General features: G+C 66.8%; 8 protein-coding genes and 1 tRNA gene. 3 read left to right on the forward strand and 6 right to left on the reverse strand.

Annotation, left to right across the window (positions count from 1 at the left end; translation table 11 throughout):
- Nucleotides 1–8 precede the first annotated feature (8 nt).
- Genes B4E96_RS12365 through B4E96_RS12375 form a run of 3 tightly spaced genes read right to left on the reverse strand, consistent with a single transcriptional unit; the run spans nucleotide 9 to nucleotide 5016 of the window.
- On the reverse strand, nucleotides 9–974 hold the full coding sequence (locus tag B4E96_RS12365) for a choice-of-anchor M domain-containing protein (RefSeq protein WP_102161632.1): 966 nt from the start codon (nucleotides 972–974) through the stop codon (nucleotides 9–11).
- Complete coding sequence (locus tag B4E96_RS12370; RefSeq protein ID WP_286957815.1) at nucleotides 971–2512, reverse strand: anchored repeat ABC transporter, substrate-binding protein; 1542 nt, start codon at nucleotides 2510–2512, stop codon at nucleotides 971–973. Before B4E96_RS12370 ends, B4E96_RS12365 begins: the two co-directional genes overlap by 4 nt.
- A 5-nt stretch (nucleotides 2513–2517) precedes the next feature.
- Entirely contained in the window at nucleotides 2518–5016 is a 2499-nt protein-coding gene (locus B4E96_RS12375; protein ID WP_286957817.1) for a choice-of-anchor M domain-containing protein, read from the reverse strand.
- Between the two features lie 360 nt (nucleotides 5017–5376).
- Between B4E96_RS12375 and B4E96_RS12380 the strand changes: the two genes are divergently transcribed.
- Nucleotides 5377–6453: a GNAT family N-acetyltransferase gene (locus B4E96_RS12380; RefSeq protein ID WP_286957818.1), complete on the forward strand. Its 1077-nt coding sequence runs from the start codon at nucleotides 5377–5379 to the stop codon at nucleotides 6451–6453.
- 12 nt (nucleotides 6454–6465) lie between these two features.
- Here the strand turns inward: B4E96_RS12380 and B4E96_RS12385 are convergent, their stop codons facing one another.
- Nucleotides 6466–7956 (reverse strand): alanine/glycine:cation symporter family protein, encoded by a 1491-nt coding sequence (locus B4E96_RS12385; protein ID WP_286957819.1) that lies wholly within the window; start codon nucleotides 7954–7956, stop codon nucleotides 6466–6468.
- A gap of 156 nt (nucleotides 7957–8112) precedes the next feature.
- Nucleotides 8113–8188: transfer RNA gene (locus B4E96_RS12390), tRNA-His, on the reverse strand.
- 203 nt (nucleotides 8189–8391) lie between these two features.
- On the opposite strand from B4E96_RS12390, the gene B4E96_RS12395 reads away from it, so the two are divergent.
- Both B4E96_RS12395 and B4E96_RS12400 read left to right on the forward strand, forming a co-directional pair.
- Nucleotides 8392–10056 (forward strand): hypothetical protein, encoded by a 1665-nt coding sequence (locus B4E96_RS12395; RefSeq protein ID WP_286957820.1) that lies wholly within the window; start codon nucleotides 8392–8394, stop codon nucleotides 10054–10056.
- 252 nt (nucleotides 10057–10308) lie between these two features.
- Nucleotides 10309–11340 (forward strand): hypothetical protein, encoded by a 1032-nt coding sequence (locus tag B4E96_RS12400; protein WP_286957821.1) that lies wholly within the window; start codon nucleotides 10309–10311, stop codon nucleotides 11338–11340.
- A 248-nt stretch (nucleotides 11341–11588) separates the two neighbouring features.
- Here the strand turns inward: B4E96_RS12400 and B4E96_RS12405 are convergent, their stop codons facing one another.
- Nucleotides 11589–19682, reverse strand: a complete 8094-nt coding sequence (locus B4E96_RS12405; protein ID WP_286957822.1) for a DUF7507 domain-containing protein — start codon at nucleotides 19680–19682, stop codon at nucleotides 11589–11591.
- Nucleotides 19683–20091: the final 409 nt, after the last annotated feature.

Raw genomic sequence — 20091 nt, forward strand, 5'->3', positions numbered from 1 at the left:
TGCCTGCCTCACTGGCCGGTCCCCTGGCTGCTGTTCTGGGCTGCCGCGGCGCGCTTCTTGGCGCGTGCGGTGCCGATGACGGCGATGGCGGCGACGACGAGGAGCACCGCGCCGACACCCAGCAGCACGAACATGAGCGGATCGGCACCCGAGCCGGCCCCCGCCTCGGCGCCGGCATCGGCATCAGCCTTGCCGGCCGCATCGCCGTCGCCGCTGTCCTGACCGCCGGTGTACTCGGCGCTCATCGCCTCATCGGTGCTGGCGGCATCGCCGACGGCCAGGCGCAGCACCTGCCGGGAGGAGACCTCGTTGCCCGAGGCGTCGGTGAAGGACACGCCGACGTCGAGGAGGTAGACGCCGGGCTTGGTGAAGACCCAGTTGGCGTGGGTGTGGGTGTTGTTCTCCACGAATATCTTCTGGTCCGCGCCCTTACGCGAATCCCACAGCTGCTCGGGTTCGCCGAAGCTGCCGTTCTGCAGGTACAGCACCATGTCGCCGGGCCCCTGCATGCCGTGGTATTCGAGGTTCATGCCGCGCTGGGCGGTCTGTGTGAAGGCCGGGTCCTGGGTGTTCCAGCCGACCCAGATGAGGCCGGGCTTCTCGACCTGCGGGATGAGCCAGACGTCTTCGCCTGGCTTCGCGCCGATGAAGGAGTACTGCTCGTCTTCGGGCATCGGCATCTTCGCGCCCTCGTCGTTGACCTTGAGGACGGTCTTGTCGAGGCTGCGCCACACCGGCGGGGCTTCGGTGTCATCGCGCATGACGAGCTGGAACTCGCTGCCGACCTGCTTGGGCCCGATGTCGACGTGGCCTGCGTCGAGGACGGCCTCGTCGTCGACGAGCTTCTCCTCACCGGTGACAGTCTGCTCGAGGTTGGGGTCCTCGGTCGGCTGGGCGAGTGCCGGGGCGGCGGCCGGGCCGATGATGAGGGCGGCGGCCAGGCAGGCGGAGCTGAGGGCGGAGCGGATGGTCATGACAGGCACCTCGTGAGTGATCGGGCGTTGAAGCGCATGAGCTCTTCATAGGTCGTAACGGTGTCATCGAAGGCATCGGAGTAGATCGGGCAGACGTCGATGCCGGTGACGGAGGCGAGTTCGCGCAGCGTCTGCGCACGGCTGGCCAGCTGGGGTTCGAGGAACACAGCAGGCACCTTGAGGTTGCGCACCGTGTCGGTGAGCCTCACCATGTCGGTGATCGACGGTTCGGTCGACGGGTTCGGGGTGACGAAGCCTGCGACTGGGATGCCGTAGTCCTTGGCCAGGTAGGCGAACGCGTCATGCGTAGTCACCAGGTGGCGGCGGGACTCGGGGATCTCGGCGATCGTCTTCCGCACCTCGTCATCGAGCGCATCGAGCCGGTCGATGTATGCCTCGGCGGCGGCGTGGTACTCGTCCCTGTGCGCAGGGTCCTTTGCGATGAAGGTGTCGCGGATGAGCTTGGCGTAGGCGATCGCGTTCGTCACCGAATGCCACAGGTGCGGGTCGATCTCACCGTGGACGTGCTTGCCGAGCACCGCCTGCGGCAGCAGGTACACCGATGAGCCCCTCGGCCCGAGGAACCCGGCCCCGGACGGGATCTCCTGCCAGGCCTTGTTCGTCACCTCGATGACCGCGTCCGAGGCGGGGATGTGCCGGTGCTCGACCGTCCCGCCGCTCGTGTCGTCGTAGACGATCTCCATCGCCTGCTTGTCGAGGTTCATCGTGACATCGGCATGCCCGCCGGCCAGCCGCTCACGTCCAGCCAGCTCCGGGATCTGGGACGGGTCCTTACCGACGACGAAGGTGAACGTCGCTTCCCCGACCCGCTTCTGCGGCCCGTCGGCCTCCGGCCGCACGCTGCCGGCGAAGGTCGCGGTGTAGACACCCGGCTTGGAGAACGCCCAGCTCAAGTGCGTGTGCGCATTGGCCGGCAGCACCGCCTCGTCCTCACTCGGGTCGACACCGTCGCTGGTATCGAAGTACATCGACGTCTGGCCCAGACCCTCGGTGAGGAACCCGTGCATCGTGCCCGGCCCGGAGAATCCGGTCAGCCGCAGGTGCATATCGCTTGTGCGGTCGGCGCCGAATCGGCTGCCGCCGCCGTGGACGCGCAGGCCCAGCCAGATCGTGTCGAGCGAGACGTCCTCGACGAGCGGGATCACCTCGGCGGCGTACTTCACCGCACCTTCGGCCAGGGCGACGTTCGCCGCCTGCGGGCTGATGTTGGAGTCGAGGGTCTTGATGAGCTTGTGCTCTTCGAGCAGCACGTAGTTGGAGAACGCGACGTCGGCGTAGACGATATTGCGCACATCGCGCAGCGTCGGCTCATAGGAGTGCGGGTCCGCCCCCGGCGGCACGAGGCTGGCGACCTGCACGTGCTCTCCTCCGACCTGGGCGGCGATGTCGGCGATGACGTTCGTCGTCGCCACCACCTGCAGCCTGCCGTCCTCCGGGTGCGCGCTCAGCAGCGGCTTCGCCACGCACCCGGAGATCGCCAGGGTCAGGGTCGTGCACAGTGCGGCCAGCCGGCGCATGCGCCTCAGCTGTCTTCCTTTCGGCGGGCAGACAGGAGCACCACGCCCAGCGCGATGAGCACCGCGCCGCCGGCGACGTAGTAGCCGATCGAGTCGGCACCGGTGCGCGGCAGGTTCGAGCAGTCGACGTAGCGGATCTTGGCGCCGGCCGGAACCGGGTTGCCGTCCTTGTCCGTCATCGTCCCGGAGCTGCCCGCGCCCGAGGCGCCGGCACCGGCCGGTGCGCTCGACGGGGTTGCCGAGGCGCTCGGATCGGCTCCCGGCTGGCCGGCTTCGCCTGGCTGGCCCGGCTGTCCGGGAGCACCGGGCTGACCCGGCTGGCCCGGCTGTGCGCCGGCGGCCTGTGCAACGGCGCCGCCAGCCTGGGCCTCGCCACCGGCGTTGGCGTCGCCGCCGACGGTGAAGTGCAGGGTGCCCGAGGCGCTCAGCTGCTCACCGGCTGCGGTGGTGACGGTGAAGGTGATGTCCGCGGTGTACTGTCCGGCTGCGGTGAACACCCAGTAGCCGTGCTCATGGGTGCGCATCGGGATGTCGTAGGAGTCGCCAGCCTGCTGGAAGACCTGCTTGACGTCGGTGCCACCGAATCCGCCACCGCCGACGAACACGTTGAGCTTGCCGGGTCCGTTGACGGAGTCGAGGCGCATGTTGACGGCCGAGGCGTTGTTGACGAGCTCGGGGTCCTGGGTGTTCCAGCCCAGCCACGGCACACCGGTCTGCTGCACCTGGCTGATCATCCACACCTCGTCGCCGGGGTTGCCGACGAAGTCGAAGCCCTGATCCGGCAGCGGCTGCTTGGCCGCATCGCCGATGAGGAACTCGACGTCTGCCGGGTCACGCCAGGTCGGCGGCGCCTCGCGGTCGTCCTTGAGCTGCGCCTTGACGGAGTTCCCGCGCATCCGGGGGCCGAAGTCGAAGTGTCCGTCGGAGACCTGCACGCGCTCACCAGCGGGTGCCTCGTCGCCTTCGGTGCCCTGGCCCTCGGCGCCGCCGCCGGCGCCGCCACCAGCACCGCCGCCACCGGAGGCTCCGGTGCCGCCGTGCCCGTTCGGTGCGGAATCAGGGGTGCACACGGCGTAGGTCTTGCCACCGGATCCGCCAGATCCCGTGCCCGAGGCGCCGGTGCCGCTGACACCGGAACCGGAGCTGCCAGCACCGCTGCCGGAGCCGCTGCCGCTGCCGTTGCCCTTGGCGTCAGAGTCCTTCGAACCGTCGTTCTCGGAGCCGTCCTTCTCTGACCCCTCGCCCTCATCGGGCGATTCGGTCTCATCAGGCGTCGCGGTCTCGTCGCCGCCGGGCTCATCCCCGCCGTTGTCATCAGAGTCGTCCTTGGCGGAGCCGCGGACCTTGATGACGAACTCGTTCGAGGCTGCGATTCCGCCGCCGTCGACCTGGTAGATCGCCCGCACGCGCATGCCGTCGTGCTTGTCGGTGATCTCGCGGATCGTGTAGGTGTTGTCGGCGTTGTTGCCCTGCCGGTTCCAGTGCTTCGAACCGGCTGCAGCGGTCTCCCAGTACAGCACGCCGATGCGATCGCTGTCCTGCAGCACGGCCGAGAAGTTCGCCGGGTCGCCCACACGGTAGTGGGTGCGGTCGCCCTTGATGCTCACCCGCGGCAGATCGCTGTCCTCGGGAGGCGTCTGGCTGGGATCATCGGTCGGCTCGCCGGTGGGATCCTCGGTCGGGTCCTCAGTCGGCGGGTTGTCGATCTCCGTGAGCTCGTCGGCGTAGTCGTTGTAGTCACCGACGACGAAGTAGTAGTCCTGTCCGGCACTCGTCGGCTGTCCATCCTTCGGAGTGGCAGTCGCCGTGAAGTGCAGCTTGTAGATGCCCGGGTGGGTGAACGACCAGTTCGAGTGCACGTGGGCGTTCGCCGGCTGCTGGTAAGTGCGGTGCGCATCGTCGTTGAGCGATAGGATCCGCTTGGATTCGCCGAAGATGCCGAACTGGAACAACTCGACGTTGGCCCCCTCAGGCACGCTCGACTTGGCCGAATCGATCGACATGGTGACCGGCCCGTCGATGTCAGCTTCCCGGATGTCCTGGGTGTTCCAACCGGCCCAGATTCCCTCCGGGTTCTGCTGCTGCGGGATCACCCAGGCTTCCTTGCCGGCGGCTCCGGTGAATTCCCACTTCGGCTCGGCCGGCAGGGCCATCTTCAGCTTGTCGTTGACGTTGAAGAACAGCGAGTTCGCCGCGTGCCGGGTGTGCGGACGGTACTGACCTCCTTCCGGCGCCCAGTCGACGAGGCTGAACATGTGCATCTGACCTCCGGTCAGGCACATCGCCACGGAATCGGAATGCTCAGTCGTCACGACGTTGCGCTTGCCGACCTGGGGCACGTCGTCCCACAGGTCGGTCCGGTCATCCCCGCAGGTGCCGGCAGCGGCGGGGGCGACGGCGGTGTCACCCGGGGCCGGAGCGGCGAGCGCTGAGGTGGAGAATGGCGCGGCGATGAGTGCTGCTGAGGTGGCTGCTGCGACGAGGAATCGCCGGATGGAACGCATGGCCAGAACCGCTTTCTTTTATATGAACACTTAGTCAATAAGTCGGGTTGTCGTGCACAGCGTACGCCCAGAAATCCGCAGGGTCATATGTAAGTACGTTCACGTAATTACGTGCATATACACCGATATGAAGCCGATTCTGCGCGAGCTCAGCAACCAGGCGGAAGGTCGATGATTCCGGTGCGATCCACACGCGCCACAGACGTGGTAGCGTCGGCAGCTATGACGATCATCACGCTGCTGCAGGGCGTCTGAGACGACCCTGCCCGCTGACTGTTCCGTGTCGAGCACCGTCGCTCCACGGCGGTCTCAGCGACCCCACCTGATCATCACTGTCATCACTGTCCGAAAGGCCCCGTCATGCCTGCCTGCACCGTCGCAGAGGTCGCCCGTCCTTCATCACCTGACCACCCCGACTGGCTCGACCACCGCCATCTCGTCCGCCTCGGCAACGCCGAGACCATCGGCTCCGGCGAATGGGACACCGACCCGGCCGAGGACTACCGCTCCGAGGTCGCGAACACGAACCTGCACGTCCGCCGCTGGCTGGCCCGCGACGGCGAAACCGCCCTCGGCCATGCCCGGCTGGGACTGCAGCTGCGCGATACCGATGCTGCTGCCGAGCTCGCTGTCTTCGTCCACCCCGACCACCGCGGCCAGGGCATCGGCCGCCGGCTCGCCGAGGCGGCACTGACCGCTGCCCGCAGCGCCGGCGCTCGGCTTGTGCACGGCTATGTCTCGACCCCGGTCATCACCGAGCCGAGTGCGGTCAAGCTGCTGCGCTCCCCCACCGGGCACGGAGTCGTGCCCGCAGACCACCCCGGTGTCCGCCTCGCGCGCGGCCTGGGGATGACGCTCGGCCAGATCGAGCGGGTCTCCCGGTATGAGCTCACCGGCAGCACCGAGCTGCTGGAACGCGCGTTTGCCGACGCCGAGGCGTCTGCCGGGTCCGATTACCGGGTTCACCTATGGGAGGGCGGAGTTCCCGAAAACCGCCTGGAGGCGATGGCGGCCCTCGTCAGCCGCATGTCGATCGACATTCCGCACGGCGGGCTCGACATCGTCGCCGAACGCTGGGATACCGAGCGGATCCGCGATGCCTATGTCGAATACGCCGTGACCCACCGGGTGTTCCTCGCGGTTGCCGAGCACCTGCCGACCGGTGAGCTCGTCGCCTACAACGAGCTCGCCAGCCCGGCAGCCTCACCGTCCAACGCGGTTGAGCAGTGGGACACGCTCGTCGCCGGCCCGCACCGCGGCCACCGCCTCGGGAAGCTCGTCAAGGCGGCCAACCTGCTGCGCCTGCGCGTCGAGGTGCCCGAGGCGCCCTACGTGATGACGTGGAATGCCGCGGAGAACACCCCAATGCTGCGGGTGAATGAGGAGCTCGGCTTCACCGGCTTCCTCGCTGAGGCGATCTTCGAGCTCAGGCTCTGATCGCCTGCTGGCTCAGCGGTTCTTCTGCTTCGCCTGGGCCTGCTCGTCCCAGAACTCCGGGCGGGTCACCTCATCGGCACCGTCCCAGGCTTCGATGCCGCGCTGGTCGTCGAGCTGCTCACGGCTGAAGACCGGCTCGCGGTTGTCCTTGCGCTGGCGCAGGTAGTCCTTGAGCAGCCACACGGCTTTGCGGCCGAGCAGGATGACGGCCACGAGGTTCGTCAGCGCCATGATCGTCATGAACAGGTTCGCCGCCTCCCACACGACCGGCAGGGCGAGCACGGCGCCGACGAACACGGCGATGAGCACGATCGCGCGGTAGACGCTAAGCACCCAACGGCGGTCGGTGAGGAACTGGATGTTCGTCTCGCCGTAGTAGTAGTTGCCCAGGATCGAGGAGAAGGCGAAGAGGAAGATCGCGATGGTCAGGAAGTGCACGGCCCACTGGCCGAGCTGGCCAGACAGCGCGGTCTGCGTCAGCGAGGCGCCGGCGGCGGTGCCGTATTCGGGGTTGGACAGCAGCACGATGAAGGCGGTGATCGTACAGACGATCATCGTGTCGAAGTACACGCCGAGGCTCTGCACGAGTCCCTGCTTGACCGGGTGCGACACCGAGGAGGTCGCTGCGGCGTTCGGGACTGAGCCCATGCCGGCCTCGTTGGAGAACAGGCCGCGCTGGATGCCGGTCATGATGATGAGGCCGACCCCGGCGCCCATGACCGGGCGCAGGCCGAAGGCGTTGAAGACGATGAGCTCGAACATGTGCGGGACGGCATCGAGGTTCATGAACACGACGATGACGCCGAGGATGAGGTAGAGCACCGCCATGACCGGGACGATGATTGACGAGAGCATCGAAATCCGGTGGACGCCGCCGAGGATGATGACGCCGACGAGCAGGGCCAGGCCGATGCCGATGACGATCGCCATCATCTCGCGGCCGGCCTCACCCTGGGCGCCGAAGGAGGTGCTGGTGGCATCGACGATCGAGTTCGACTGCACGGAGTTGAACACAAGCCCGTAGGTGATGGCGATGATGACAGCGAAGAACGCGCCCATCCACGGCTTCCGCAGGCCGAGCTTCATGTAGTAGGCCGGGCCGCCGCGGTAGGCGGCCTGGTCCTTGACCTTGTACAGCTGGCTCAGCGTGGATTCGGTGAACGCGGTCGCCGAGCCGATGAGGGCCAGCAGCCACATCCAGAACACCGCACCGGGTCCGCCGACGGAGATCGCCAGGGCGATGCCGGCGATGTTGCCGGTGCCCACGCGGGAGGCTGCGGAGACGCAGAAGGCGCGGAACGAGGAGATCTGCTTCTCCCCTGCCGAGTCGCGTCCGGCTGATTCGCCGATGACCCGGAACATCTCCGGCAGCAGCCGCAGCTGCACGATTCCGGTGCGGATCGACAGGTACAGTCCGGCGGCACTGAGAACGGCGATGAGGACATAGGTCAGTGGGGTGTTGATCGTCGTGATGACGTCGATGATCGGCGAGTCGTCGCTCATAGCAAGCCTCCTTGATCGATCTCCTGAGTGTCTCATGTGTTGACACTGACAAGACGGGTGAGATTCACCACGCAGGAGGATTCGAGACAGGCGCGAGCCGCAGACATGCGAAAGCCCCGCCGACCCAGGCTGAACGAGGGAGAGCGGGGCTTCGAGTGGGGTGGCTAACGGGGCTTGAACCCGCGACCCCCGCGACCACAACGCGGTGCTCTACCAACTGAGCTATAGCCACCATCGCTGCCTTCAGACAGCATCGACTATCTTAGGCTCTCGCCCGGCCAAGAGCAAACCGGCCTTCTTGTCCGCTATCCGGCGCGCAGGACATAATCGGATCGCTGCCAGATAACTATTCGGACTCGGCCAGGGCTTTCAGCGAATCGTGTCCCTACACTGGGATCGACCCCTTCCCCACCGCATCCTCCGAGGTAACTGTCCATGCCCATTGCGCACGTGCGCGTCGCCGCCGACCGGACCGTGCAGGTCACGGTCGCCGGCACGACGTCGCAGCACCCCGATGTCGGGGCTGCGATCGCGCACCTGACGGCGCTGGCGCGCGAGCAGGGCAGCGAGCTCACCGTGAAGCTCGACGACCACGGGGCCGAGCGGACACTCCACATCGACGCCTCCGGCCGGCTGCGCTCCGTGCCCGAGGCGGAGGTCGCCTCCGGATCTGATGGCACCGCAGAGATTGGGCAGGGTGACGACGGCGAGGACCCTGAAGGCACCGGCAGCGGTGCTCACGCTCCGCAACAACCGCTCGCCGGCCCCGAGGCGCAGGCCGACTATCCGGTGCGCGACCGGTTCTCCGGTCCGGCCGATCCGACCGGCCCGCCGACCGGCTCGATCCCCGAGCAGAAGGCCGGTCGCGGCCCCATCCGGCAGCAGGGGGACAGGCAGCGCCAGGCTCGGGCCGGCACACCTCGGCGCCGGGTCAAGCGGGCACGCAGCCGGCTGCAGATACGCGGGCTGACGGTACCGACTCTGGTGCTTGCGATCCTGCTCATCATCGCCCTGGCCGCCTACATCATGCCGCGCATCATCGGCACCCCGGAAAGCCAAGCGCCCGAGAGCATTCCCGCCGCGCATGGAGCGGCGACGCAGCAGAGCCTGTCGATGGCCAACGGCAGCAGTGCGGTGCCCGGCTTCGAGGCCGCACCGGCGTGGGAGGAGACGATCCCGCTCCACGCCTCGGTCACGGCCACTTCGCGCGGGGTCGTCGTCGTCACGAACTCCAAGCTGCAGGTGCTCGACGCACGCACCGGCCAGCAGCGATTTGAGACCGACATCGACGAGCCGCCGAGCTTTGCTGTCGACACCGTCATCGACGGCCGGCCTTCGCTTGTGTGGCGGATCGGCGATCGCGCCTACGCGCTGGTCGACGGCAGCCATGAGCCGTATGAGTACGAGCTGCCGAGTGGTGCGAGGATCTCGTCGGCGGGTACGAATGTTCTCATCAAGAACGGTGATGAGCTCTCGACCTTCGCCCGGGGCGGGCTCACCCGTCTGCCGACGCCGGCTGCCGGCTCCACGCCGATGGCCCTCGACGGCGGAGATCTCATCAGCGCGACCTTCGCCGGCCCGCTCACAGTCACCGATGTCGAGTCCGGTGAGGAGCGCACGCTCGACCTTGAGGCCCCGCGCGATGATCTGCAGATCATCCGCTGGGTTACCGCCGGACACGGCAAGGTTGTGACACTGTGGGGTCAGCCAGGGGCGAGCACGAATTCCGGGCACCGGATCCAGCTCGTCGTCCATTCGCTGTCCGATGGCACGATCGCCTCGACCGTCTCGACGACGACCGACGCCGTCGGAGAGGCCGACTGGGTGCGCGGGCAGGGCTACCAGCTTGCCGTCATCGGCCCGTACCTGTTCTCGATGGAGGACGGACTGCTCGTGCGCGACGGTTCGGAGTCCAATGCCCGCTTCTCCGAACCGCGCGGCCATGTGGTGCCGGCCGTCATCGACAACACCCCGGTTCTCGTCAGCGCCGACACTGCCTGGAAGGTGCGCACGAACCTCCTGGCCGTCACCGCCGCCGACGGCTACGCCATCACCCGAGAGGGCGCCGACCGAGTGGTGGGATACCGCAGTGAGCGGTGACCGGTCAGTCGCATACGCCGTTTCTCTCACGGTGCCGACGGGCGGCTCGAATGCCGCCCCGCTTCGGGGCCTCGCTTTGGTTCGCCCTTTGGCCGGCGGCTATCATACTGTTGGCCGTCGATGCATTCTTGCAATGCAAGACGTGACCGGCGACGAATTCTGCCAGCGAGCCCTATAGGACAGATGCATACCCCACACCGCACCGCCGCAGCACGCGTTGCCGCTGCGATTGTTGTCGTTGCTGCCCTGAGCGTGCCGCTCACCGGCGCTGTGCCCGGCGTGGGAGGGTCTGCTGAGGCTTCGGCAGTTTCCACCGGAGCTTCTTCCCCCAGTGTGCCGGTGCCGAGCGCTGAACCTCATGGCCCGTCCAGCCTACGAAGCCCGGACGAGAGCAGCATCAAGGGCAGGTCCGAGTATCGGAAGATCGACGGCGCCGTCCAGTTCGTCAAAAGTCACGGCGGTGTCGTGAAGCCCGGCGATTTAGACAGCACTTTCGACTGCAATATCAGCAGCTTCGCTCCGGAATGCTCTGTCGATGACGACGGATTCCTCATCGTCGCGAAGTCCCACTACGCTGAGCCCGCATCGAGTTCGATGCCACGGGCCGGCGAGCGCATCAAGTTCAAAGACGATCCGCAGATTACTTTCGAATTGGGATCCGACCGGAAGCTGAAGGTCACCTCTGACCCGATCCCTCTTGAATCACTCCGCCATTCGAACCCGCCTTCACCGTCTCCAACAGCGACTCCGACGCCGACAGGCGACCCGACGCCATCCCACGGGCCCACGCGCGAGCCTTCGCCAAAACCGACGACCCCTCCCCCACACGACGATCCGCCGACTGACGATGACCTGCGTCGCGAGCCCGACCCAAGCGAGGACGACCAGCCGGACTCCACAGCGCCGCCGAGCAGCCCGGAGGACCCGAACAGCGGCAACGGCCGCCGGTCCATCCGCGTCCCCGGTCAGGCTGGCGATGATTGGGCCCCTACGGGTAACGGCAGCAATCAGCAGCCGCAGTACAACTACGCCGACCCGGTCCCGCGAGCTCCCGATGACGATGAGTCCGCGACTGACGATGCCATCAGCGCCGAGGGCTCCCCTGGTGGGCAGACTGAAAGGTCGGCTGAAGCGGGCGCTGACAGCGCCGATGACGATGCCGCAGACCTGGCCAGCGCGACCGGTTCCGGCTGGGCGATCGGCGGGCTCGTCGGCATCGCCGCGATGGCCATCGGCCTCGTCATCTTCTTTCTCGGCCGCAGCGACCGGCGCCGCGCGCACTGACCTCACCTTGCTGACTGGCGCACTGACTTCGCTGCTTCAATAGGGAGCAGCCGTGCCGACGGGCTGACGGCCGGCGACAGCTCCTGAGAGGCCCCCACGCACGCCACGGGCGGTGAGTCCTCAAGACTCACCGCCCGTGTGCCGCTGTCACACTGCGGTGCCGCTTGCCGAAACCGGTTTCCTTTCGACCTGACCAGTGCTCGAAAGGAAACCACCGCCTCGGGCGCGCCCGCCCTCCCTGCGGCCGGTCAGCTGCGCCGGCGCCTGCGGATCACGAGCACGGCGGTGACGCCGGCTCCGATGAGCAGGGCGGCCAGGAGCGCCATCGCGGCGATCTCCGTGCCGGTGCGCGGCAGCTTGTCCGTCTCGATCTTCTTCGAGTCGTCGTCCTCGGTCGGCGGCGGCTTGGGCTTGTCGTGATCGTCGCGCTTGTCGTCATCGCGGCCATCGTCGTCGCCCTTGCCGTCGTCGTCATCATCGTCACGACCACCGTCATCGTCACCGCCGTCGTCGGGGATGCCGATGACCGTCGCGTCGTTGGTGACCTCGCCGCGCTCGACGTCCTCGGCGGTGATGGTGTACGGGTACGGTCCGCACTCGGCTGATTCGCCAGGTGCCAGCGTGCCGATGTCGCAGGCCATCTCGCCGCCGAGCAGCGGATCGTCGATGACGATCTCGGTCAGCGTGACATGGCCGTCGTTGGTGACGGTGAAGCTGTACTCGATTGTGTCGCCGGCGTCGGCCTTGCCGCTGCCGTTGGTGTCCTTCGGACCCTCGGCGTGCTTCTCCAGCTTGACCGACTTCTCCGCCGGAACCGGTGTCGTGATCGAGTCCTCGTCGGTCTCGGTCTCGCCGTCCGGCCGCTTGCCGGTGACGTTCGCGGAGTTGGTCACCTCACCGGCATCGGCGTCCGCCTGCGTGAGCTCGTAGTCGACCGGGCCGCACTGCGTCGACTCCCCTGGCGCCAGGGTCGTCTGCGCGCAGGTGACCTCGGTGCCGTCGAGCATCGGGTCGGTGACCGCGATGTCGGTCAGAGTCGTCGTGCCGGTGTTGGTGACGGTGAAGGTGTAGGAGATCGTGTCCCCTGCCCCGATGCCGTCGCCGTCGACGTCGGTGACCTCGCCGGCCTCCTTCTTCAGCTCGACGCCGCCTTCCCGATCGAAGGTCACGTCTGCCGAATCGTCGGCGCTGACCGTGCGGTCGCGGGTGTCGACGGCATCGACCGTGGCGGTGTTCTCCACCGTTCCGGCGTCGATGTCCTCCTGCGTGAGCGTGTAGGCCGGGGCCTCGCACTCCGCCGATTCGCCTGGCTCGAGGGTGTCTGCCAACTGGCAGTCGTGTCCGTCGAGGCCGAGCTTCGGGTCGGTCAGGGTGGCGCTGCGCAGGCCGACGTCACCGGTGTTGGTGATGGTGAACGTGTAGCTCACCTGGTCGCCGGCGTCGATGCGGCCGCTGCCGTTGGTGTCCTCGACCGCGCCTGCGGTCTTCGACAGCGCGACTGCAGCGCTGCCGTCGACCGGGGTCGTGATCGTGTTCTCGTCCTCGACCGGTGCGTCGTCCGGTCCTGAGGTGCCGGTCGCCTTGGCGGTGTTCTCCACCGATCCGCGGTCGAGGTCGGCAGCCGTGAGCGTGTAGGTGCCGGTGCAGGTCAGTGGGTCGTCACCGGGCTGCAGCGTGGCCGGGGCGGCTGGGCTGCAGTCGGTCATCTGCCCGCCGAGCAGCGGGTCGGTGACGGTGACGTCGCGGACGGTGAGGGTGCCGGTGTTCTCGACGGCGACCGTGTAGTCGATCGTGTCACCGGCATCGACCTTGCCGTTGCCGTTGGCATCGACGATATCTCCGGCGGTCTTCGTCACCGACAGGCTGGCGCTGCCGTCGAGGGGCGTCGTCGTTTCGTCGGTGTCATCGCGGGGGTTGTCGCCGTCCTCACGCTCGCCGCCAGCGGTGGCGGTGTTCTTCACGTCACCGGCATCGAGGTCAGCCTGCGTGATTGTGTACGTGTGCGGGCCGCACTCGATCGACTCGCCTGGAGCCAGTCCCTCATCGGGCAGCGCCGGGCAGCTGACATCTCCGCCGAGCAGCGGGTCGTCGAGGCTAATCGCATCGAGCGTGGTCGCACCGGTGTTGGTGATGGTGAACGTGTAGTCGATCGTGTCACCGGCATCGATGCGGCCGCTGTCGTTGGCGTCGGTGACAGCACCGGCCCGCTTCTCCAGGTTCAGGGCGGTCTCGGCGGTGAACGTGCGCTCGGCGTCGTCCTCGCCGGAGGTGGTGGTGCCCGAGGTGTCGGTGCCGGTGATGGTGGCCGTGTTGGTCACCTTTCCGGCGTCGATGTCTGCCTGGGTGAGCGTGTAGGTCACGCTGTCACAGGAGGCCTTCGCCCCTGGCGCCAGCCCCGCGTCGGGCAGCGCGCACTCAACCCCGTCGACGCCGAGCTTCTCGTCGGTCAGGGTTGCCCGCGTGAGAGTCGTGACACCGGTGTTGGTCAGTTCGAACGAATACTCGACCTGGTCGCCGGCACTCACCCGGCCATCACCGTTGGTGTCCACCGGTTCGGTCACCGACTTTTCAAGCGAGATCTCCGTTGCGGTCTCAAGCTCCGTGGTGATCTCGTCAGTCTCATCGGCAGGCACCCTGCCAGGCCCGTCGACGGACAATGTTGCCCGGTTCGTCACCTCACCGGCGTCGATGTCGGCCTGCGTGAGCGTATACGTCTGCTCCGGGCAGTCCACGCCGGCACCGGGTGCCAGCCCGCCGTCCGGCAGCGGGCAGGCCCATGACTCAGGCCCGATGAGCGCATCGGTCAGCACCGCTGAGGTCAGGGTCGTGTTGCCGGTGTTCGTCAGGCGGAAGCCATAAGTGACGGTGTCGCCGACATCGGTGCGGCCGCTGCCGTTGGCGTCGACGACCTCGCCGGCGGTCTTAGCGAATTCGAAACCGCCGTAGCCGGTGAACCGAACCGTCGATTCGGCCTCCGGGGAGACGATGTCGGAGCCGTCGTAAGTGCCACGGGCGACAGCCGTGTTCACGACGATGCCCGCGTCGATGTCGGCCTGTGTGAGCTCATAGGCCGGATCGACGGTGCACTCCGTCTGCTCGCCGGGATCAAGCTCGGTCGACGCACACGTGATCGTGCTGCCGGCCAGCAGCTCGTCGTCGATCCGGATATCGCTGACGGTCTGCGTGCCGGTGTTTTGGACGGTGAACGTCCAGTCGATCGTGTCACCGGCATCGTAGTTGTTGCCATCGAGATCGTTGACCCCGTTGTTGCCCTTGACCAGAGTCAGAGATGCGCGTCCGGAGAACGAGGTGTCCACCGAGTCGGTGGCCTCGGGCTTCTCCCCATCGGGTGCGGATCCGACCACGGTCGCGGAGTTGATGACGTGCCGGGCGTTCGCATCGTCCTGCGTCAGCGTGTAGTGCACCGGCCCGCAGGTCGTCGACGCTCCAGGGGCGAGACTGTCGGCCTCACAGCTGATCGGGTCAGCGCTGATGGTGTCATCGGTGAGCACGAGATCGGTCAGAGTGACATTGCCGGTGTTCGTCACCTCGAAGGTGTACGGAATCCGGTCGCCCTCCTGTGCCGGGTTGCTCGAGTCCTGACCAACTTCGTTGCCGTTCTCGTCGATCGGCCGGCCGCCGGATTTGACCAGGCTGATGTCCGGTGCGCCCAGCAGCGGGACGGTGACCGAATCGGTGACCGGCTCCGGATCGGAGTCCTGCGGTCCGCTTCCGGTCAGGGTCGCGGTGTTCGTCACCTCACCGGCGTCGACGTCAGCCTGGGTCAGGACATACGGTGCTGCCGTGCAGGTGACGGACTCCCCGGGAGCCACAGCAGACGGGTCGCAGGTGACCTCATCGAGCAGCGGATCGTCGATGGTGAGATCCGAGATCGTGACGGTGCCGGTGTTCGTCACTGTGAACGAGTAGTCGATGGTGTCGCCGGCACTCGCAGTGCCGGAGCCGTCCCGATCCTCGCCATCGGCTGCGGTCTTCTCCAGTGTGAACGACGGCTGGCCTGAGACCGGCAGCGTGAAGCTGTCCTCGGCGCTGACCTCGTCGGCGCCGTTGATCGGATTGCCGGTGACCGTCGCGGTGTTGTCGACCGAACCGGAGTCGATGTCCTCCTGCGTGATCGTCAGACTCGTGCCCGTGCAGGCCATCCGGGAACCGGAGGCGAGCACCTCCTCGGGACAGTCGATCGCGCCGCCGAGGCGGGGGTCGTTGAGCGCGAGGTCGGTGATCGTGATAGCGCCGGTGTTGCGCACCTCGAAGGTGTAGGCAACCGTGTCACCGGCGTCGATGAGGCCGTTGCCATTGACATCGGTGTGCTCGCCGGTCTTCTGCAGCGACAGCGCCGTCGTCGCGCCGGTGATCGGCGTGAGCACCTCGTCGTCGTCCTCGACTGGGGTGCCCTGTGCGTCACCAGTGACAGTCACCGTGTTGCGCACGCCTTCGCCGTCGACGTCATCCTGGCTGAGGAAGTACTCGAACGGTCCGCATGTCGCCGACTCCCCTGGTGCCAGGGTGGTGGGGAACTCCGTTCCGCAGCTCAGCTGCCCGCCGAGCATCTGGTCAGTGAGTTCGATGTCGGTGATCGTCGTGTTGCCGGTGTTGGTGACGGTGAAGCTGTAGTCGAGCGCGTCGCCGGGGTCTGGGCCGTTGCCGTCGAGATCGCGCAGATCTGAGGCGGTCTTGTCCACCGTCAGGTCCGGCTTCCGTTCGACTGGAACGGTCTTAGCCGGGTCCTCGGTGAGCTTCTCGCCGCCGGGCGCCGTGACCTCGACGTGGCCGGTATTGAGGATGACGCCGGCGTCGATGTCAGCCTGCGTGATCTCGTAGGTGACCGGTCCGCAGACGACACTGTCCAGTGGTGCGATCGTCGTTGTGCCGCAGTCGAGCGGCTGATCGGAGATGAGTGCGTCTTCGACGCGCAGGTCAGTCAGCGTCACCGTCGAGGTGTTCCTCACGGTGATGCTGAAGTCGATGGTGTCTCCGGCGTCGACGATGCCGTTGTCGTTGGCGTCGACAATGTCGCCTGCGGTCTTCATCGCCGACATGCTCGGATCCGTCGGGATGAGCGCCGAGGCATGGTCCTCGGAGGTGACCGGGTCGCGGTTGTCCGGCTTGCCCGTGGCTTCGGCGTCGTTGCTCACAACACCGGCATCGACCTCGGCCTGCGTCAGAGCGTGTGTGCCGGAGCACGTGAGTGTCTCCCCGGGCCGCAGCGTGGCGGTGTCGGGGCTGCAGGTCGCGGGATCGTCGAGGCGGTTGTCCTCGAGTGTCACATTGCGCAGCGTCGTCGCACCGGTGTTCTCGATCGTGAACGTGTATTCGACGTCGGTACCGGCGCCGGCGCCGGCGGGGATGTCGCCGACGGTCTTCGTCAGCTTGATGCCCGAGGCCGGGGTCACCATGCCGGTGACGCTGTCCTCGGCGCTGACCTCCTGGTTCAGCGGAGTCCTGCCGGTGGCTGTGGCGGTGTTGGTGAACGATCCGGAGTCGAGGTCGCCCTGGGTGAGGACGTGGAACGCGCCGGTGCAGGTGGTCGATTCGCGCGGGGCGAGTGACGTCGCCTCACAGGTGATGTCGCCTTGTGCCTGCGGGTCGCTGATGGCCAGATCTCGCAGTGTGACGTTGCCGGTGTTGGTGACAGTGAAGCTGTATTCAGCGGTGTCACCGGCGCTGACGCGGCCATTGCCGTCGGCATCGCTGCCGCCGGTGATCGATTTGATCAGCTGCAGTGCACCGGCGTCGCTGCCGACCGGCACGGTGATGCTGGAGTCGTTGGAGATCCGGTCGCCCAGCGGCGGCTGGGCGGTCGCGGTGGCGGTGTTCTCCAGCTTCTCGTCATCGAGGTCGGCCTGCGTGATCGTGTGGGTTTCCGACGGGCATTCGACGGTCTCACCCGGGGCCAGCGCTCCGCCGGGAATCGGGCAGGCGACATTGTCGATGCCGAGCAGCTCATCGGTGAGCCGGACGTCGCGCAGGGTCGAGGTGCCGGTGTTCGTCACGCTGAAGGAGTAGGTGATCGTGTAGCCGGGAACCACGTCTTCGGGTTCGCGCGGAGTGCCGTCGGGAGAGGTGATCTGCGAAGCGGACTTCTGCAGGTTGATCGAGGAGATCGAGGAGATCTCTGCGGTCGCTGAGCTCTCGGCTTTCGCTGTGGCGATTCCGTTCGGGTCGGTCGCTTCGGCTGTGGCGGTGTTGTCGACCTTGCCGGCATCGACGTCCGCCTGCGTGAGGGTGTAGGTCGCTGCCGTGCAGTCGACGCTCTCACCCACGCCGAGGGTGGTGTCCGATGGGCAGGTGATGTCACCGATCTTCGGGTCGGAGACTGACAGGTTCGTCAGCGGTGCCGAGCCCGAGTTCGTCAGCTTGAAGGTGTATTCGATGGTGTCGCCGGCGTTCTGGGTGCCGGAGTTGTCGACGTCGGTGAACGCACCGGCCTGCTTCTGCAGCTGCAGGGCGATCGCCGAGGCGCTGGCGGTCGCTTCGTCGGAGACGGTGAGCGATCCGGCCTCACCGGTGGCGGTGACCTTGTTGGTCGTGACACCGGTGACCGGGCTGCTGCAGGTGAACTCGCGAGACTCGTACGGTGCCAGCGACAGGCCTGACTGGTCACAGGAGTCCAGCACGCTGTCTTCGATGGTGACGTTCTCCAGCGGCACGGATCCGCTGTTGGTCACCGAGATCGTCCAGGTGACGTCCTCGCCTGCCGGGACCACGGTGGGATCGGCGTTCTTCGAGACGTCGATGCCAGCTGTCTCGACCTGGCTCGTATCACTGGATGCCAGGTCAGCGCCGTTCGGCGTGGTCGCCTTCACTGAGGCGGTGTTCGTCAGCGGTTGCGTTGTCTCCGGGCCCTCACAGGTGTAGGTCTGCTCATATCCGTCAGCAGGCGGTGCCGGCATACTTCCGATCGTGCGGGCGCACTCCGGGGCTGCAGGGTCTTCGACCCGGACGTTTCTCAGTTCCGTGGATCCGCTGTTGGTGACGGTGATCGTGTAGCTCGGCCGCTCCCCCTGCTTGACGGTTTGCGTATCGTCGGTGCCATTGAAGCTCTTTTTGATGCGCACCGCACCAGTGGGCACGGAGAAGATCGAGTTCTGCAGCAGGTACGAGTCACCGGTCGTCGACAGGCTGAGCGTGGCGCTCGTGTCGCCCTCCCTGACGTTGGGCGGCGATGCGGTGAACACGTCGACGCTGGCGTTGACGAAGGGATTCGAGTTCGGGTACGACCGGTAGTTCTGAGAGCCTTCAGCCCGGGACACACCGATGTTGCCGGTCTCCCCGTAGGCGTTGGGGATCTCGCGCAGCGTCGGGCTGCTCGATGTCCGGTAGCGGGCGGTATCGCCGCTGATCGAGCGGTCACCTTCATACAGGCTGAACCCGGCGCGCGCTCCCGGGCCTTGGGCGGTGAAGCCGTCGAACGTGACGTTCTCCGACTGCTCGCCCGGCTGTTTGCGGACGTGACCGTCGTAGAGAATGACAGTGCGGGCCGCGGCGGCGGCGTTGCCGGGCACGAATGTGCCGAAGTCGTACACGACCGCCAGCGACCAGCCGGTGTAGCAGCCGTATCCCTGGACCGACCACAGGTTACCGACCGTCACGGTCTGTGCTGAACCGGTGGGCACATTGGCGAACTGTGCGGTGACGTCGGCTGAGGCGGAGTAGTACTGAATGCCGTTGCTGCCCAGGTCAGCGTTGCTCTCCTGCGTGTAGCGCCCGACATCGACCGACACCGGTGCGCTGCCGGCGACGGAGATGCGCGGCCGCGTCGACTGCGGGCTGCCCTCACTGGCCACCCAGTTCGGCAGGGTGCCGCGCGCGTTTGCCGTGCAGCGCACACCGGCGACCCCGTTGACGTAGCCGGTGTTGCCCGACCAGTACAGCTGCGCTTTGACGACTTTCGCTCCGGCCGGCACGGTGACGCTCGCTGAGGAGGAGTTCGCACCCATGCCGGCAGCACCGTTGACGCTGTTCTTCATCCACAGGAAGTCATTCGGAGAGTCGCTCGCGGAGCCGCCGTGCAGGCCGGTGCAGTTGGCATCGGTGCGCCATGTCGGTTTCGTCTTATCGCACTCGAGGGCACCATTGCCCACCATGAGGAAGTCGCCGTTGACAGTGGCGTTGTAGCGCTGCGACATCGGCGTGATGGGCTTGGCCTCAGCCTCACCTGCCGGCACGATGACGCCGGCAACGACGCCGAGCCCGACCGCGAGCGCCAGAGCCAGCGCCCCGGCCACGGTCTTGAAGATGGGAGTATGAGCAGCCTGCCGCCACATCTCGCGGAGACTGACGCGCCAGTAGGGTCGCCGGGAGGTGTGCAGAGAGGGCATGAGTCACCTGATTCTGATCAGTCAGGGATGCCTCGGCCGAACGTCACGCGAGCGCATCGGGGTGGAGCTGATATCGACATATATACGGATGAAGTTGACTTCATTATAATGTCAATCTCCTGAGTTCCCCATGTGCGTTACCTGATCGTTATCAAACTCGCCCGGACCGGAGCAATCAGCGCCGCCCGGCAGCTGACAAGATGTCGCCCCGACCCCTGAGCCCCAGGCCAGAGAGCGCCAGGCCCCAGACTCAGCGCACGCCGATCAACGCTGACCGGATCCGCGGACTGAGCCGAAGGAGACGTTAGCCCCTGACGGGCAATCCACGTTTCGGCTCTCGTCAACGACCGCCGGGTCACAGCAGAGAACCCGCTGTCCAGCAACGCTGGACAGCGGGTTCTTCGAAGGA

This window comes from Brevibacterium sp. UBA7493 (assembly GCF_002479565.1).
In the GTDB taxonomy this organism is placed as follows: domain Bacteria; phylum Actinomycetota; class Actinomycetes; order Actinomycetales; family Brevibacteriaceae; genus Brevibacterium; species Brevibacterium luteolum.